We start from the raw sequence: 14,317 nt of genomic DNA, 5'->3' as shown, positions 1-14,317 counted from the left end.
GAGCGTGGGCACGGGCCTACGGTTCGTCGCGCCATTGCCAGCCGCCGGCGCCCACCTGCAGCACCTGCGTTGGGCGCAACGCGTGCAGCAGGTGCCGGTCGTGGCTGACCATCACCAGCGCTCCCGGCCATGCCGCCAGCAATTCTTCCAGCGCCTGCAATGCGCCCAGGTCCAGTGCATTGCCGGGCTCGTCCAGCAGCAACAGCTGTGGTGCCGGGTCGGCATACAGCACGCCGGCCAGCGCGCCTTTCACCCGCTCGCCATCGCTGAGGCTGCTGGAGGGGCGCTGGATGCGCTGTGCGTCCAGCCCCAGCAGCGCCAGCCGCGTACGCAGTTCGCCGGGATCAGCCCCTGGGTTGGCGGCCTGTACGGTTTCGAGGATGCCGCGCTCGCCCGACAACCCCAACAGTTGCTGGTCGAGCAGGGCCAAGGGGGCATGACGCTGCACGCCGCCACTGCGTGCCGGCAACTGGCCGGCCAACACGCGCAGCAAGGTGGATTTGCCACTGCCGTTGTCACCGATCACGGCGATGCGCTGCCCCCGGCGGATCTCCAGATGCAGCGGGGCGTCGCAGCCATGTGGCAGCACCAGTGACTCCGCCTGCAGCAGGCGTGTGCTGCCGCGTTCGCCCTCACCGGCGAACAGCGCCAGTTCCGGGGCGACGTGAACCGCCGAGGCTGCCGCGCGCAGCTGCTCGGCACTGGCCTGCAGGCGCTCGGCCTGCACCTGCTGCGCACGGCCATGGCTGGCCTCAGCGCGCTGCTTCTGCCGGCCGAGCAGGATCGGCGCCTGGTTGGCCTGCTTCGCATCGCGATTGCCGCGTGCCTGGCGCTGTTGCTGGCGTTCGTGCTGTTCGCGTGCGTTGCGTTGCTGCTGCCGGTGCTGGGCACGCGCATGGTCAAGCTGGGCGGCGGCGGCTTCGCGTTCGGCGGCGCGCGCGTCGGCATAGCGCTGCCAGGGTCCGCCATAGCGATGCAGTCCACGTGCATCGAGTTCGACGATCTGCTGCATGTGGTCCAGCAGTTCGCGGTCGTGGCTGATCACCAGCAGGCCGCCGCGCCACTGCTGCAGCTGCTCGTACAACTGCTGCCGATGGCGGGCATCAAGATGATTGCTGGGCTCGTCCAGGATCAGCCAGTCGGCGCCGCTGGCCCAGGCGCCGGACAGCGCGACCTGCATGGCCTGCCCGCCACTGAGGCGCGCCGCCGGGTGGGCCGGGTCGAGATCGCTGGGCAGCTGTAGCGCCCGCCATTGCTGCAGCAGCCGTTCGCGCAGGTCCCATCGGTCACCGACGCGGGCGAAGTCAGCCTCGTCCACGCTGCCTGCTTCGATGCGCGCGAGCGCGGCCAGCTCTTCGCCGACACCGGCCAGCTCTCCCACGGTACCGGCAGGTGGATAGCCGGGCGTGGGCAACAGGAACACGCGGCCACTGCCGCGCACCTGGCCGCTGTCGGGCGGCAGGCGGCCCGACAGCAGGCGGGCGAGCACGCTCTTGCCGGTGCCATTGGCACCGACCAGCCCGGTGGCGACCGGATCGAAGGAAAAGGACAGATCGGAAAACAACGGCCGGCCGTCGGCCAACCGATACGACACGCGATCGAGCGTGAGGGAGTGCGAAGTCATGCGACCTCCATGGATGCCGGGTTCTCCCCTGCGCGCAGGGGCGGGAAGAGTCAGGCCGTCTGGTGGGAAGACGGCGGCATCACTGGCGCATCGGTCGCAAGCCTCTTGGAGGAATGAGCGGACAGTATAGCGCTGCTGGCTGAATGGTCCGGCGCTACCGCTGTTCGGGTGGTTCTGTAGAGTCGAGCCCACGCTCGGCTGCGCTTCGCCTGGCATCCGAAGTCGAGCATGGCGCGACTCTACAGGGCCATCCACGCATGGCGTGGCGTGGTCAGGCCGACGGCACGGTATCCAGGCGCGCGCCGACGAAGTCGATGAACACCCGCAGCTTGGGCAGCACGTGGCGACCGGAAGGCCACAGCAGGTGGAAGGTGCCGCAGGAATGCACGTGGTCTTCCAGCACGCTGACCAGGCGGCCATCGGCCAGTGCATCGCGCACCGAGTGCACCGGCACGAAGGCCAGGCCGACGTCGCGCAGCGCGAGGGCCACGCGGGCTTCGATGGTGTTGGCCACCATGTGCACCGGCAACTCCTGGGGGACTTCCCCATCAGGCCAGTGGATCGGCCACGGCTCCAGCTTGCCGCTGCTGGGGAAGCGGTAGTGCAGGAGGGTGTGCCGCATCAGATCGGCCGGCGTGCGCGGAACACCGCGGCGCTGCAGGTAGCCCGGCGAGGCGACGACGCGGCGCGGAAATACGCCCAGGCGGCGCGCGTTCATGCGCGAATCGCTGGGCTCACCGACGCGCAGCACGGCGTCGAAGCCTTCCTCGATGACATCGACCAGGCGGTCGCAGAAGTCCAGGTCGAGGCGGATATCGGGGTAGGCCGCCATGAATTCGGCCATCAACGGCAGGGTCAGGTCGCCGACCAGCGGCAGGCTGATGCGCAGCGTGCCGCTGGGCGTGGCGTGGGGTTGTGCAAGCTCGGTGCGCGCGGCATCGCGTTCGTCGAGGATGCGCCGGCAGCGGGCCAGGAACAGCTGGCCCTCGGCGGTGAGCGTGATGCTGCGCGTGCTGCGATGGAACAGGCGCACGCCGAGCGCGTGTTCCAGCCGCGCCACGCACTTGCCGGCAGCGGAGGCAGAGATGCCCTGCAGGCGCCCGGTCTCGACGAAGCTGCGGGTGTCGGCGGCGTGCACGAAGGTCTGCAGGTTGGCGAGGTTGTCCAGGACTGACATGGGCGTGCGTGCGGCGAAAACAGCAGGGTAGGAGGGCGCCATCGCTGCGGCCGCACCACCCCTGCAACGCTGTGGTGCAGGTCGGGCGGCCAGGCGTCGTGGCCTTGCAGTTCCGGTCACGATGCCCATTGCGGACTGCACGGTCCATGATGCGCGGAGCGGCAACCGGCTTTTTGCGTTGCGGCGTGCTGCCTAACGTGGCGGGCCTCTCCCCACGGATGACCGCGATGAATGCAGTTCCTTCCCCTGACACCCTGCCTGCGCTGCCCTCGGTGCAGCGGCTGCTGCAGCAGGTCCACCCGCTGCGTCTGGTCGGTGCGGTGGTGCTGGTGCGCGAGCACGGCGAGCTGCGCCACGCCAGCGCGACCGGGTTGGCCGACCGCGAGTCGGGCAGGGCGATGCGGCGATGCCAGCTGTTCCGGCTGGCATCGGTGAGCAAGCCGCTGCTGACCGCGGTGATCCTGCGCCTGGTGGCAGAGGGAGTGCTCGACCTGGATGCGCCGGTGCAGCGTTGGCTGCCCAACTTCCGCCCAGCCCTGCCCGACGGCAGCACGCCACCGATCAGCCTGCGCCAGTTGCTCAGTCACAGCAGCGGGCTGGGCTACCGCTTCCTCGAGGCCGATGCCAACGGGCCCTACGCACGTGCCGGTGTCAGCGATGGCATGGATGCCAACCCGTTGTCCCTCGCCGAGAACGTGCGGCGAATCGCCCAGGCGCCGTTGCTGTTCGTGCCCGGCAGCCAGTGGATGTACTCGTTGGGCGTGGATGTGGCAGGCGCGGTGGCCGAAGCGGCGACCGGTGAGATGCTGCCGTCGTTGTTCGCACGCCTGGTCGCCGCGCCGCTGGGCCTGCGCGACACGGCGTTCGCAACGACGGATGCCGCGCGGTTGGCTACGCCCTATGTGAGCGACGCACCGCGACCGCATCGCCTGCAGGAGGGCGAGGTGGTCGCTCCCTTCGAGGGCACGGTAGGCATCGAATACAGCCTGGCGCGCGCCACCGATGCCCGCCGGTTCGCCTCCGCAGGCGCCGGCCTGGTCGGTACCGCCGATGAGGTGATGGCGGTGCTGGAGGCGTTGCGCGACGTGCAGCGCTCCGGCCTGCTGCCGGCTGCGCTGGCGGCGGAGATGGCCACCCCCCAGGTTGGTGAGCAGGGGCCACCCGAACCGGCAGGCTGGGGATTCGGGCTGGGCTTTGCGGTGCTGCGCGATGCCGCCGCCAGCGGTACCCCGCAGCGCGAAGGCACCTGGCGCTGGGGCGGTGCCTATGGCCACAGCTGGTTCGTCGACCTGGCGCGCGGGTTGAGCGTGGTCGCGCTGACCAACACGCTGTACGAAGGCATGCATGGCCGCTTCGTCGACGAACTGCGCGATGCGGTCTATGCCGATCTGGAGGCCGTCCGATGAGCGGCCACACCATCGATGCCGCCAGCCCGGCCGGTGAGGCCACGCGCCTGCCATGGGCAGGCCTGCTGGCGCTGGCCGGCGCGGGCTTCATCACCCTGCTGACCGAGACCTTGCCGGCCGGCGTGTTGCGGCCGATGGGCGAAAGCCTGCGGGTGAGCGACGCGGCGATCGGCCAACTGGTCAGCGTCTATGCACTCGGCTCGGTATTGGCCGCACTGCCGATGACCGCGCTGACCCAGCGCCTGCCACGGCGCCCGTTGTTGCTGGCCGCGATGGCGGGCTTCGTGGTGGTCAACACGCTGACCGCATGGAGCAGCAGCTATCCGCTGATGCTGGCTGCGCGGTTCGTTGCAGGCGTCAGCGGGGGGCTGTTGTGGTCGCTGGTTGCCGGTTACGCGGCGCGCATGGTGGTGCCGTCGTTGCAGGGCCGGGCCATTGCCGTGGCGATGGTGGGTTCACCGCTGGCGCTGTCTCTGGGGGTCCCGGCAGGCACGCTGCTGGGCCAGCAGGTCGGTTGGCGCTGGGCCTTCGCGCTGATGAGTGGACTGGGACTGCTGCTGCTGGCGTATGCGCGGTGGGCATTGCCGGCGTTGCCGGCTGCCGCTGGCGGCCGGCGCACGCCGCTGGGCGCGGTGTGGCGCATGCCCGGCGTGCGCAGCACGCTGTGCGTGATGGCCCTGTACGTGCTGGCCCACAACGTTCTCTACACCTACATCGAGCCGCTGGCGCTGGAGGCCGGCGCAGGTGCGTGGCTGGACCGGTTGCTGCTGGGCTTCGGCGTGGCGGCCATCGCCGGCATCGGCATTGCGGGCTGGGGGGTGGACAGGCACCTGCGCGCATTGGTCTGGGCCGCCGTGGTTGGTTTCATCGTGCCGGTGCTGGCCCTGCTGCTGTGGCCGGCCCAGGCCACGCCGCTGCTGCTGGCCACCCTGCTGTGGGGCGTGGCGTTCGGCGCAGTGCCCACCCTGTTCCAGACCGCGCTCGCGCGCCGCGCGGGGGCTGCGGCCGATCTGGCGCAGTCCATGCTGGTGACGGGCTGGAACCTGGCCATTGCCGCCGGCGGTGTAGCGGGCGGCGTGCTGCTGCAGGCCGGGGGCCCCGGCCGGCTGGGATGGCTGCCGTTGCTGCTGCTGGTGGTGGCCGTGGCGTGGCTGGTGGCGCGGCCGAGAGCGTGGGCGTAGTCGTCCACGCCAGCCGTGCTGGGCGGCGCCGCCGGCCGCCCTATTCGATCGTCTCGCGCTCGATCGGCACGCTTCGTGGGTTCTGCATGTGTTCCCGCGCCGCGCCGTAGTGCTGCTGCCGCTTGCGATGGAAAGCCACGAACTCGTCGCGGGGCAGCGGCCGCGAGAACAGCCAGCCTTGCCCGAATTCCACCTTGCGGCTGTGCAGGTACGCCAACTGCGCCTCGGTCTCAACGCCCTCGGCCACCACCCACAATCCCAGCGCCTTGGCCATGTCGATGATGTGCGGTGTTACCGGGCTGGTCGCACTTTCGGTGCCGATCGCATCGATGAACGACTTGTCGATCTTCAACGCATCCAGGGGCAGTTGTTCCAGGTAATGGAGGCTGGAAAAGCCCACGCCGAAATCGTCGATGGCCACGCTGTGCCCGGCCCGCCGCGCCGCCGCCAGCATCGGGCGGGCACGGTCCAGGTCGAGGAAGCCTCGCTCGGTGGCTTCCATCCAGATCTGCTGCGGCAGGATCCCGCTGCCGGCCATGTGCCTGGAGATCATCTTCAGCGCACGGCCGCTGCTGATGTCTTCGGCGGCGAGGTTGATGGCGATGTGCGCGCTGCGATCGGCGACCAGCAGGTCGCGCATGTCGCGGACCACGTTCTCGATCACCAGTTCGGTGAGGGCACCGATCATCCCGGCTTCTTCGGCCAATGGAATGAACAGGTCGGGCCGGACCTGGGTGCCATCCGGGCGCTGCCAGCGGACCAGTGCTTCGGCGCCGACGCAGATACCGGTGTCCAGTTCGATGATCGGCTGGTAATGCAGGTACAGTTCGCGGCGGCGGATCGCCGTGGCCAGTTCGCCGCGCAGCGACAGGCGCCGGCGTGACAGCCAGATCACCAGTCCGGCACCCGCCGTGGCCAGCAGCAGGCCCAATGGCACATACAGCCAGGCCTGCTGGCGGAAAGTCGCCGCCAGCGCGGTGCGTGGCGTGGTGGCGATCGCCAGCCATTGCTCGTTGCGCGCGGTAGCGTACAGCGTGTTCTGGTCCAGGCCTTCGCCCGGCGCGCGCAGAAGGGTCTGCAGCAGGGCCGGGTCCATGCCGGCCTGCTTGGCCAGCAGGCGGCCGTCCGGGCTGGCCAGGGCCAGGCGAACGTGAGGGTCGGCGATGACATCGACAAAGCGGTGGGGGTCGACCAGCACGTCGTAGGAACCGTACAGGATAGACAGCACCTGGCGGCGTCCGTTGGCTTCCGGGCGCACATCCACGGCGATGCCCGCGCCGTCGCTGGTGACATGGTCGGCCCGGGGCTGGGTCACGTCACCCAGGAACGGCCCCCACGAGGTGCAGCGCAGCTTGCCCCCTTCGAAATAGCCCATCTGGTCCGCCGACGGCGTGGTCATCACCAGCGACTGCATGCGGCGGATATGCTCCGCGTTGCAGCCGCGGGCCGTGCTGGCTTCGGCCGACTTCAGCGCGGCAAGCGCCTCGTGGTACGACAGATCGGAGCGCTGGAGGGTGCGCAGGGCGATGTCATGCAGCCGCTGCTGCTCGACAGCGACCGCGCGGTCCCAGGTGGCGTAGGCCATCACCGCGATCGGTGCGGCCGCCGCCAGCAGCGCCAGCGCGGTGCCTCCGATGATGATGCGCAACCGGCTCATGGCCGGAGCTCCAGCGGGGAAGGCAGGGCAGGGGGCATGGCCGGTGGGACCGCTCCTCGGGCAGGTTCCGCTATCTGAGCATGGCCATGGGCCAGGCGGAATGGGCGGAATCCGGTATTGGGTCACATTGTAGTGAAAGCGGCGATGTTTGACGCACTTGGCCATCTGATGCTGGCGCCCGGCGCCGCGGAGGACTACCGTCGAACGCTTCCCCCGCCCCTTCCCCCGTCCAATGACCGAGCCCGCAAACGCCCCAGAGCACCTGCGCCGCAGCCTGTCCAACCGCCACCTGCAACTGATCGCCATCGGCGGTGCCATCGGCACCGGCCTGTTCATGGGGTCGGGCAAGACCATCAGCCTCGCCGGCCCGTCCATCGTTCTTGTCTACCTGATCATCGGCGCGATGCTGTTCTTCGTCATGCGCGCGATGGGCGAGCTGCTGCTGTCGAACCTGCAGTACAAATCCTTCATCGATTTCTCCACCGACCTGCTCGGGCCCTGGGCCGGGTTCTTCTGTGGCTGGACCTACTGGTTCTGCTGGATCGTCACCGCCATTGCCGATGTGATCGCGATTGCCGCCTACGCGCAGTTCTGGTTCCCCGGCCTGGACGCCTGGGTCCCGGCGCTGGCCTGCGTGCTGCTGTTGCTGGGGTTGAACCTGGTGACGGTGAAGCTGTTCGGTGAAATGGAATTCTGGTTCGCCCTGATCAAGATCGTGGCGATCTGTGCGCTGATCATCACCGGCGCCGGCCTGGTCGCCTGGGGCTTCACCTCGCCCAGTGGCCACACCGCGTCGCTGTCGAACCTGTGGAATGACGGCGGCCTGTTCCCGATGGGCCTGGCCGGGTTCTTCGCCGGTTTCCAGATTGCGGTGTTCGCCTTCGTCGGCATCGAGCTGGTCGGCACCACCGCCGCCGAGACCGCCGACCCCGAGCGCAACCTGCCCAAGGCGATCAACTCGATTCCGGTGCGCATCATCATCTTCTACGTGCTGGCGCTGATCACCATCATGGCGGTCACGCCGTGGCGCCAGGTGGTGCCGGACAAGAGCCCGTTCGTGCAGCTGTTCGTGCTGGCCGGTATTCCCGCCGCGGCCAGCCTGATCAACTTCGTGGTGCTGACCTCGGCCACGTCCTCGGCCAACAGCGGCATCTTCTCTACCAGCCGCATGCTGTACGGCCTGGCCGAGGAGGGCCACGCGCCGCGTGGACTGTCGCGCCTGTCGCGCGCGGCGGTGCCCGCGCGCGGCCTGTTGTTCTCCTGCCTGTGCCTGCTGGGCGGCACGCTGCTGATCTACCTGATTCCGAACCTGGTGACCGCTTTCACCCTGGTGACGACGCTGGCGACGGTACTGTTCATCTTCGTCTGGTCGCTGATCCTGGTGGCTTACATGGTCTACCGCCGCCGCTACCCCGAGCGCCACGCCGCCTCGCGCTTCAGGATGCCCGGCGGCGTTGCCATGTGCTGGGCGTGCCTGCTGTTCTTCGCCAGCGTGCTGGTGCTGCTGAGCCTGCAGGGCGACACCCGCCAGGCCCTGATCGCCAGCCCGGTGTGGTTCGTGCTGCTGGGCGCGGGGTATTGGCTGCGCCGGAGGACCGGGTAGTGTCGACTGTTTGTTGAGTGGGGCCAGAGCCCGTTGCCAAGCAACGGGATCCGACCCCGCCGCCTCGCAGGAAATCGGCCGTTGCTGTTGCTGTTGGGGTTGCCGGCCAGCGGCTGGCACTACGCGGGTGCAGGGCGCCGCCCCGCCGACCCCCATTCACCCCGCATTAGCGGGCGCGGCCGGATGATCCGGCCGCCATGTCCCGTCGTCCCCTCCTGCTCGCGCTGTTGCTGCTGCCCAGCCTGTGGCCCGGGCCGGCCGCTGCACGCACCGTCTACCGCTGCGTGCAGGGCAACACCGTCAGCCTGGCGACCGCGCCGGAGCCGGGTTCGCGCTGCACTCCCAGGCAAATTGATGACAACGCCATCCAGACCCCGAACCTGTGGGGCAACATGGGCGTGTTCAGCGGCGTGCTGTACGAGCGCGAGCAGGATGGCGTACTGGTCTATTCGACCCGCAACCTTCCCGGCTCGCGGGTGTTCCTGAAGTTCACCGTGGCCACGCCACCGGGTGAACCGGCCCACGAAGGCCTGGGCAAGGTCGGCAGGCCGCAGCTGGCGCAGCATGCCAAGCAGTTCAAGGCCGCCGCCAGGGCGACCGGCGTCGACGACGCCTGGCTGCGTGCGATCGCCCATGCCGAGAGCAACTTCGATCCGCGTGCGGTCTCGACCAAAGGTGCGCAGGGTGTGATGCAGCTGATGCCCGAGACCGCGCAGGAGTATGGGGTGCGCGATCCGTTCTCGCCGCAGCAGTCGATCGAAGGTGGTGCGCGCTACATGCGCGCGCTGCTGCGTCGCTACCACGGCGACCTGCCGCTGGCGGCGGCAGCATACAACGCCGGCATCGGTGCGGTGACGCGCTACAAGGGCGTGCCGCCCTATGCCGAAACGCTGGCCTACGTGGACAAGGTCATGGCGCTGTACGCGCGCTACCGCGAGGCGATGGGCATCCGCAGCGAGGTGCCGGCACGCTAGCGGACGGTGCTGCCTGCACGTGGCGTTGTAGAGCCGAGCCGATGCTCGGCTGCGCCAATTGCAGCCGAGCATCGGCTCGGCTCTACACAAAAGCCGTTCAGCGCGAGGTCGCGCTGCCGACCAGTTCGTAGCGTTCGATGCGGCCGACGCGCGCGACCTCGGCCTGCACGTCGGCGCGCTGCTTGAGTGCGCGCCAGGCCGCATCGATCTTCACGTCGCCGGGCAGCGATGGATAGGTACGCATGTCCTGCAGGCTGGCCAATGCCTCGCCCCGTTCGATCGGCGAACGCAGCTGCTCGATCAGCACTGCGGCGGCGCCATCCAGGTCACCTTCCTCCAGCAGCATCTCGCGATGGAACAGCGGGGCATCGTTGCGTTGGGCCAGGATCACCGCGCGCGCGGCGTCCATGGCCTGGGTATCGCCCCGTTCGCGGGCAGCCGCGAACTGCAGCAGGGCCTGTGCGGCCTTGCCGTAACCGGCCAGGCCACGCATGCCGTCCACCGTCGCTGCGGCATCCTGCATGCGGCCGAGCGAACTGAAGAAGAAGCCGAGATTCATCTGGTGCTCGGCCCCGTCCGGACCGAGCGCGCCAATGCGTGTGGCCAGCCTGGCTGTCTCCAGCGCGTCGTCGGTGCGGCCCAGCCGGCGCAGTGCAGTGAGCCGGCTGGTGAGCAGCCAGGCGACCCATTCGGCCTCCGCCGCCGAAGGCGATTCGCCTTCGGCCGCCGCACGGGCCATGCCGTCGGTCAATGCCAGCACTTCCTCGTTGCGATCCAGCATCAGCAGCGTGTTGCCGAACTCGGCCAAGCGTGCATCCAGCGTGTGGTCGAGCAGGCCGGAGACACGCAGTTCGTCGAGGTGCTTCTGTGCAGCCTGCACCGGATCAAAGCGCGGGTCGGTACGGTCGACATAGCGGTCGAAGCGCTTGTCGCTGCGCAGCCGGATGATCTCGGCCGGGCTGCCGATGCGGGCCAGCGTGGCCGGCACGTCGGCGCCGCGACCGTTGTCGGCCTGCAGCGTGGCCAGCACCATCCATAGTCCGGCCGGTTCCAGGCCATCGCCCTTCCAGCCGTTGTCGAACAACGCCTGCAGCAGTGCCATGCGCTGCTGCGGTTGGTCGCGCAGGCGGTACTGCAGGTAGTTGATGGCCGCCCGTTCGAGCGGCAGCGGTGCCTCGGCGTGTTCCAGCGCCTGCAACAGGTGCTGCGTGGCCGCAGCGGGCTGGTTCTCGGACAACTCCAGCGACATCAGGGTCAGCAGGATCTGTGCATCCTCCGGCAGCGCCTCCTGCGCCCGCTGCAGGTAGCGGCGGGCCTGGCCCGGCTTCTTCTGCACCATCGCGGTCCAGCCCGCCACCTGCGCGGCGCGGCCGCGATGTTCGGCATCGAAGTCATCCAGCATCGGATCTTCCATCAGCCGTTCCATCGCGATCAGTGCGCCCAGCGTGTTGCCGCTGCGCGACTGCTGGATGGCCTCATCCCATCGCGTGGCATAGGCCTGGTGCATCGCATCGGCGGTGACGGACGGCTTCTGTGGCGCCACCGTGATCGATGCGGTGGCGGACGTGCTGGCCAATGCGGCCACCAGCAGGGCGGCGAGGGGGAGGACGCGGGGCATGGAGGATTTCCATCCGTGGGAACCGCATTGAACCCGCTGCAGCCAGCGAGAACAAGCGCGATGGATGGAATTCTGGCGTTTGACCGTACGATTGACCATGGCGGATCGTGCTTTCAGCGTCTATTGTCGGTGCCTCATCAGACAGCAGGCAGCGCAGCACGATGGCACGGTGGCAATGGATGGCAGCAGGCGTTGCGTTGGCGACGGTAGTGGCATTGGCCGCAACCGGGTGGGAGACACCGCTGCAAACGCTGGCTGAACCGGCGGGTCCGGTTCCAACGCCGCTGGCCTGGACCGCGCAGATCGAGCCGCTGGCCGGCGATGGGCACCCGGGTGACCGCGATGGAGCGTCCGCGCAGGCACGTTTCGCTGATCCGTACGCGTTGCTGCGCAGCGCTGATGGCAGCGTCTATTTCACCGATGCCGGTGACAACAACCGCATCCGCCGCCGCTTGCCCGATGGCCGCGTCGAAACGGTGGCCGGGCAGGGCGAGGGGCGCGTTGATGGCCCGGCACTGCAGGCCAGTTTCAACACGCCCTCAGGCATCGCCGCCGATGCGCAGGGCAACCTGTATGTGGCCGACACCGGCAACCATGCCATCCGCCGCATCGGCACCGATGGCCAGGTGACCACGCTGGCCGGTGGCGAACAGGGCCACGCCGATGGCCCGGCCACGCAGGCACGCTTCGATGCGCCGATGGGCATCGCAGTGGATGCGCAGGGCCAGGTCTACGTGGCCGATACCTTCAATGACCGCATCCGGGTGATCGGTACCGATGGCAACGTGCGCACCCTGGCCGGCAGCGATCGGCCGGGCCTGGCCGATGGCACGGGCGCCGCTGCGCGCTTCGATACGCCGGTGGCCCTGGCCTTCGATGCGCAGGGCGCACTGCTGGTGGCCGACCTGTTCAACAACGCGGTGCGCCGGGTTGGGGCCGATGGCACGGTCAGCACCGTGGTCGCCGCCGGTGGCGTGATCAATGGGCCGCTGTCGCTGGCCACCACCCACGACGGCGTGCTGTACGTGGGCGATCTCGATGGCCGCATCGTGCAAGTGACGCCGCAGGGCCACCAGATCGCGCTGGTCGGCAACGGTCGCCTGCCGCGCCTGGCCCGCCCCAGCGGATTGGCGCTGGATGCCGATGGCAGCCTGCTGGTGGCCGACGCCGCCAGCTACCGCCTGCACCGCCTGCGCCCGCTGCCGGTGGGCGAGCTGCCTGCGCCGGCGCTGGTCGGCCCGGCCGCCGATGCCGCGTTGCCGGAGACCGGGGGCCGTTGGCCGCTGGCACCGCAGGACGGCTGGCACGAAGTGGTCGGCACGCTGGGTGAAGTGCGCGGCAACTTCAGCGGTGAGAGCCGCCACCACCTGCATGGCGGCTTCGACGTGCGCGGTGATGTGGGCCAGACCGTGCTGGCGATCGCCAATGGCAAGATCAGCAGCCCGGTGGCGGCCTGGAACCTGGGCGAGCAGGCCGAGGGCCTGGCCGTGGACCGCCTCAAGTACATTCATATGCGGGTCGGCCGCACCCCGCGCGATGAGCCGTTCGACGCGCGCTGGCAGGGGCTGTACGACGAGCAGGGCAAGCTGCAGCGGATGCGCGTGCGCCGCGGCATGCGCATCCACGTTGGCGACCGCCTGGGCAGCATCAACAACCAGGCGCACGTGCACCTGGCCGTGGGTACCGGTGGTTACGAGACCAATGCAGTGGCGCTGGGTTTCCACAACTACGCCGATCGTTTCGCACCGCGCATCACCGATGTAGCGCTGCTGGACGACAACGACCAGCCGATGGCCGCAGGCAGCGATGGCGTGGTGATGGTGGCGCGGCAGGGCCGCGGCGTGCAGATCGTGATCGAGGCCTGGGACCAGGTCGACAACAACCTGCCGCGCCGCCGCCTGGGCATGTACCAGGTGGGCTACCAGATCCTCGATGCCGGCGGGCAGCCGCTGCAGGGCTACGAACAGCCGCGCTGGAACATCGTGTTCAACCGCATGCCGCCGCAGAAGGAAGCGGTACGCGTGGCCTACGCACCGGACAGCGGCATTACCGTGCACGGCAGTGCGGTGACCCGGTTCCGCTACCTGGCTACCAACACCGTGCGTGATGGCCTGATGGAGACCGGGCGCTGGCAGCCGGCGGCACTGCCGCCGGGGGAGTACACCGTGCGCGCCAGCGTGCGCGACTACAGCGGCAACGAAGGCGTGGGCCCGCGCGAGATCAGAGTACGGCTGCTGCCATAGCCGAAGCCGGGGCGCCGCAGCGTTCGCGCTCGGCGTCCATGTCTTCCAGCGGCCGCACCTCGATGCTGCCGAAGCGTGCCCACGGGAAGTCGCGGGCGATGCGCATGGCTTCATCGCGGTCGCGGGCGACGATCAGGTTGAAGCCGGCCAGCAGTTCGCGGGTTTCGGCGAACGGGCCATCCAGTACACGGCTGTGGCCATCGCGCACGCGCAGGGTCTGGGCGGTGTCGACCGGCTGCAGCTTCTGCGCAAGCAGCAGCGTGCCCTCGGCCTGCAGCTTGTCCGCGTGGGCCAGGCAGTCGCGCATCAGCGCGTTGAACTCTTCGGTGGGCAGGGCCTGCAGCAGGGCAGGCTCGATATAGATCAGAAGCAGGTACTGCTGCATGGCACGGTCCTGGCGGGGGCGGGAGGTCCATGATGGCGCAGGATTGCGCACGGGCATGTTGCAGCGCAGAAGCGCGCCTTCGGCGGGGGGCGGCGAACGGCGGAGCCCCTCCGTGGTGGCGCTACAGCGTGATTCTTGGGCTTGGCCGGGTGGGTAGGCGGGTCGGGGGACGCCGTAAACCCATCCATGGGGGCTTGGCCGCGGCATCCATGCCGCGGACACCCCCGTCCCGCCTACCCACCCGGCCTTGGACAGTTTCCTGCGGCGTCCACCACGGAAAATCACAAACAAGAGCAAGAGCGGGTCGCTTCGCTCGCAAAGCCGAGCCTGCCAGCCGCCATTGCCGTTGCTGTTGCTCCTGCTTCTGCCTTTTCTCTTGATCTTCCCGTGGTGGATCGGCAACCGGAATCTGTCTGGGGCCGGGCGGGTGGGGTTGGCGGGGTATCCGC

10 protein-coding genes are annotated in these 14,317 nt (G+C 69.1%); 5 read left to right on the top strand and 5 right to left on the bottom strand.

All coding sequences use genetic code 11. The annotated features are described in order from the left end of the window. Window positions 1–16 precede the first annotated feature (16 nt). Both A9K58_RS18050 and A9K58_RS18045 read right to left on the bottom strand, forming a co-directional pair. On the bottom strand, window positions 17–1,624 hold the full coding sequence (locus tag A9K58_RS18050) for an ABC-F family ATP-binding cassette domain-containing protein (RefSeq protein ID WP_065200649.1): 1,608 nt from the start codon (window positions 1,622–1,624) through the stop codon (window positions 17–19). A gap of 271 nt (window positions 1,625–1,895) precedes the next feature. Next, complete coding sequence (locus tag A9K58_RS18045) at window positions 1,896–2,801, bottom strand: LysR family transcriptional regulator (RefSeq protein ID WP_065200648.1); 906 nt, start codon at window positions 2,799–2,801, stop codon at window positions 1,896–1,898. A 227-nt stretch (window positions 2,802–3,028) separates the two neighbouring features. Here A9K58_RS18045 and A9K58_RS18040 point away from each other — a divergent pair, with 227 nt between their 5' ends. Both A9K58_RS18040 and A9K58_RS18035 read left to right on the top strand, forming a co-directional pair. After that, entirely contained in the window at window positions 3,029–4,207 is a 1,179-nt protein-coding gene (locus tag A9K58_RS18040) for a serine hydrolase domain-containing protein (protein WP_065200647.1), read from the top strand. Then, on the top strand, window positions 4,204–5,388 hold the full coding sequence (locus tag A9K58_RS18035) for an MFS transporter (protein ID WP_065200646.1): 1,185 nt from the start codon (window positions 4,204–4,206) through the stop codon (window positions 5,386–5,388). The genes A9K58_RS18040 and A9K58_RS18035 overlap by 4 nt, the downstream gene beginning before the upstream one ends. A 40-nt stretch (window positions 5,389–5,428) precedes the next feature. On the opposite strand, the gene A9K58_RS18030 is transcribed toward A9K58_RS18035, so the two are convergent. Beyond that, complete coding sequence (locus tag A9K58_RS18030) at window positions 5,429–7,045, bottom strand: EAL domain-containing protein (RefSeq protein WP_065200645.1); 1,617 nt, start codon at window positions 7,043–7,045, stop codon at window positions 5,429–5,431. A 232-nt stretch (window positions 7,046–7,277) separates the two neighbouring features. Between A9K58_RS18030 and cycA the strand changes: the two genes are divergently transcribed. Together cycA and A9K58_RS18020 are read left to right on the top strand one after the other, a co-directional pair. Next, on the top strand, window positions 7,278–8,648 hold the full coding sequence (cycA, locus tag A9K58_RS18025) for a D-serine/D-alanine/glycine transporter (protein ID WP_065200644.1): 1,371 nt from the start codon (window positions 7,278–7,280) through the stop codon (window positions 8,646–8,648). Window positions 8,649–8,845: 197 nt separating this feature from the next. Beyond that, the gene (locus A9K58_RS18020; protein WP_065200643.1) at window positions 8,846–9,622 is read left to right on the top strand and encodes a lytic transglycosylase domain-containing protein; all 777 of its coding nucleotides are present in this window, start codon (window positions 8,846–8,848) and stop codon (window positions 9,620–9,622) included. 97 nt (window positions 9,623–9,719) lie between these two features. Here the strand turns inward: A9K58_RS18020 and A9K58_RS18015 are convergent, their stop codons facing one another. Next, window positions 9,720–11,240 carry a tetratricopeptide repeat protein gene (locus tag A9K58_RS18015; protein ID WP_065200642.1) on the bottom strand — a complete coding sequence of 507 codons (1,521 nt, stop codon included), beginning with the start codon at window positions 11,238–11,240 and terminating at the stop codon, window positions 9,720–9,722. A 161-nt stretch (window positions 11,241–11,401) separates the two neighbouring features. Between A9K58_RS18015 and A9K58_RS18010 the strand changes: the two genes are divergently transcribed. Continuing rightward, window positions 11,402–13,483: an NHL repeat-containing protein gene (locus A9K58_RS18010; RefSeq protein ID WP_065200641.1), complete on the top strand. Its 2,082-nt coding sequence runs from the start codon at window positions 11,402–11,404 to the stop codon at window positions 13,481–13,483. Here the strand turns inward: A9K58_RS18010 and A9K58_RS18005 are convergent. Continuing rightward, window positions 13,461–13,868 carry a YciI family protein gene (locus A9K58_RS18005; RefSeq protein WP_065200640.1) on the bottom strand — a complete coding sequence of 136 codons (408 nt, stop codon included), beginning with the start codon at window positions 13,866–13,868 and terminating at the stop codon, window positions 13,461–13,463. The two genes, A9K58_RS18010 and A9K58_RS18005, sit on opposite strands and share 23 nt — an antisense overlap. Window positions 13,869–14,317 lie beyond the last annotated feature (449 nt).

It is taken from the genome of Stenotrophomonas maltophilia, from assembly GCF_001676385.1.
Classification (GTDB): Bacteria; Pseudomonadota; Gammaproteobacteria; order Xanthomonadales; family Xanthomonadaceae; genus Stenotrophomonas; species Stenotrophomonas maltophilia_J.
Note: the sequence above shows the minus strand (reverse complement) of the source record. Positions and strands in the feature narration are given on the sequence as shown.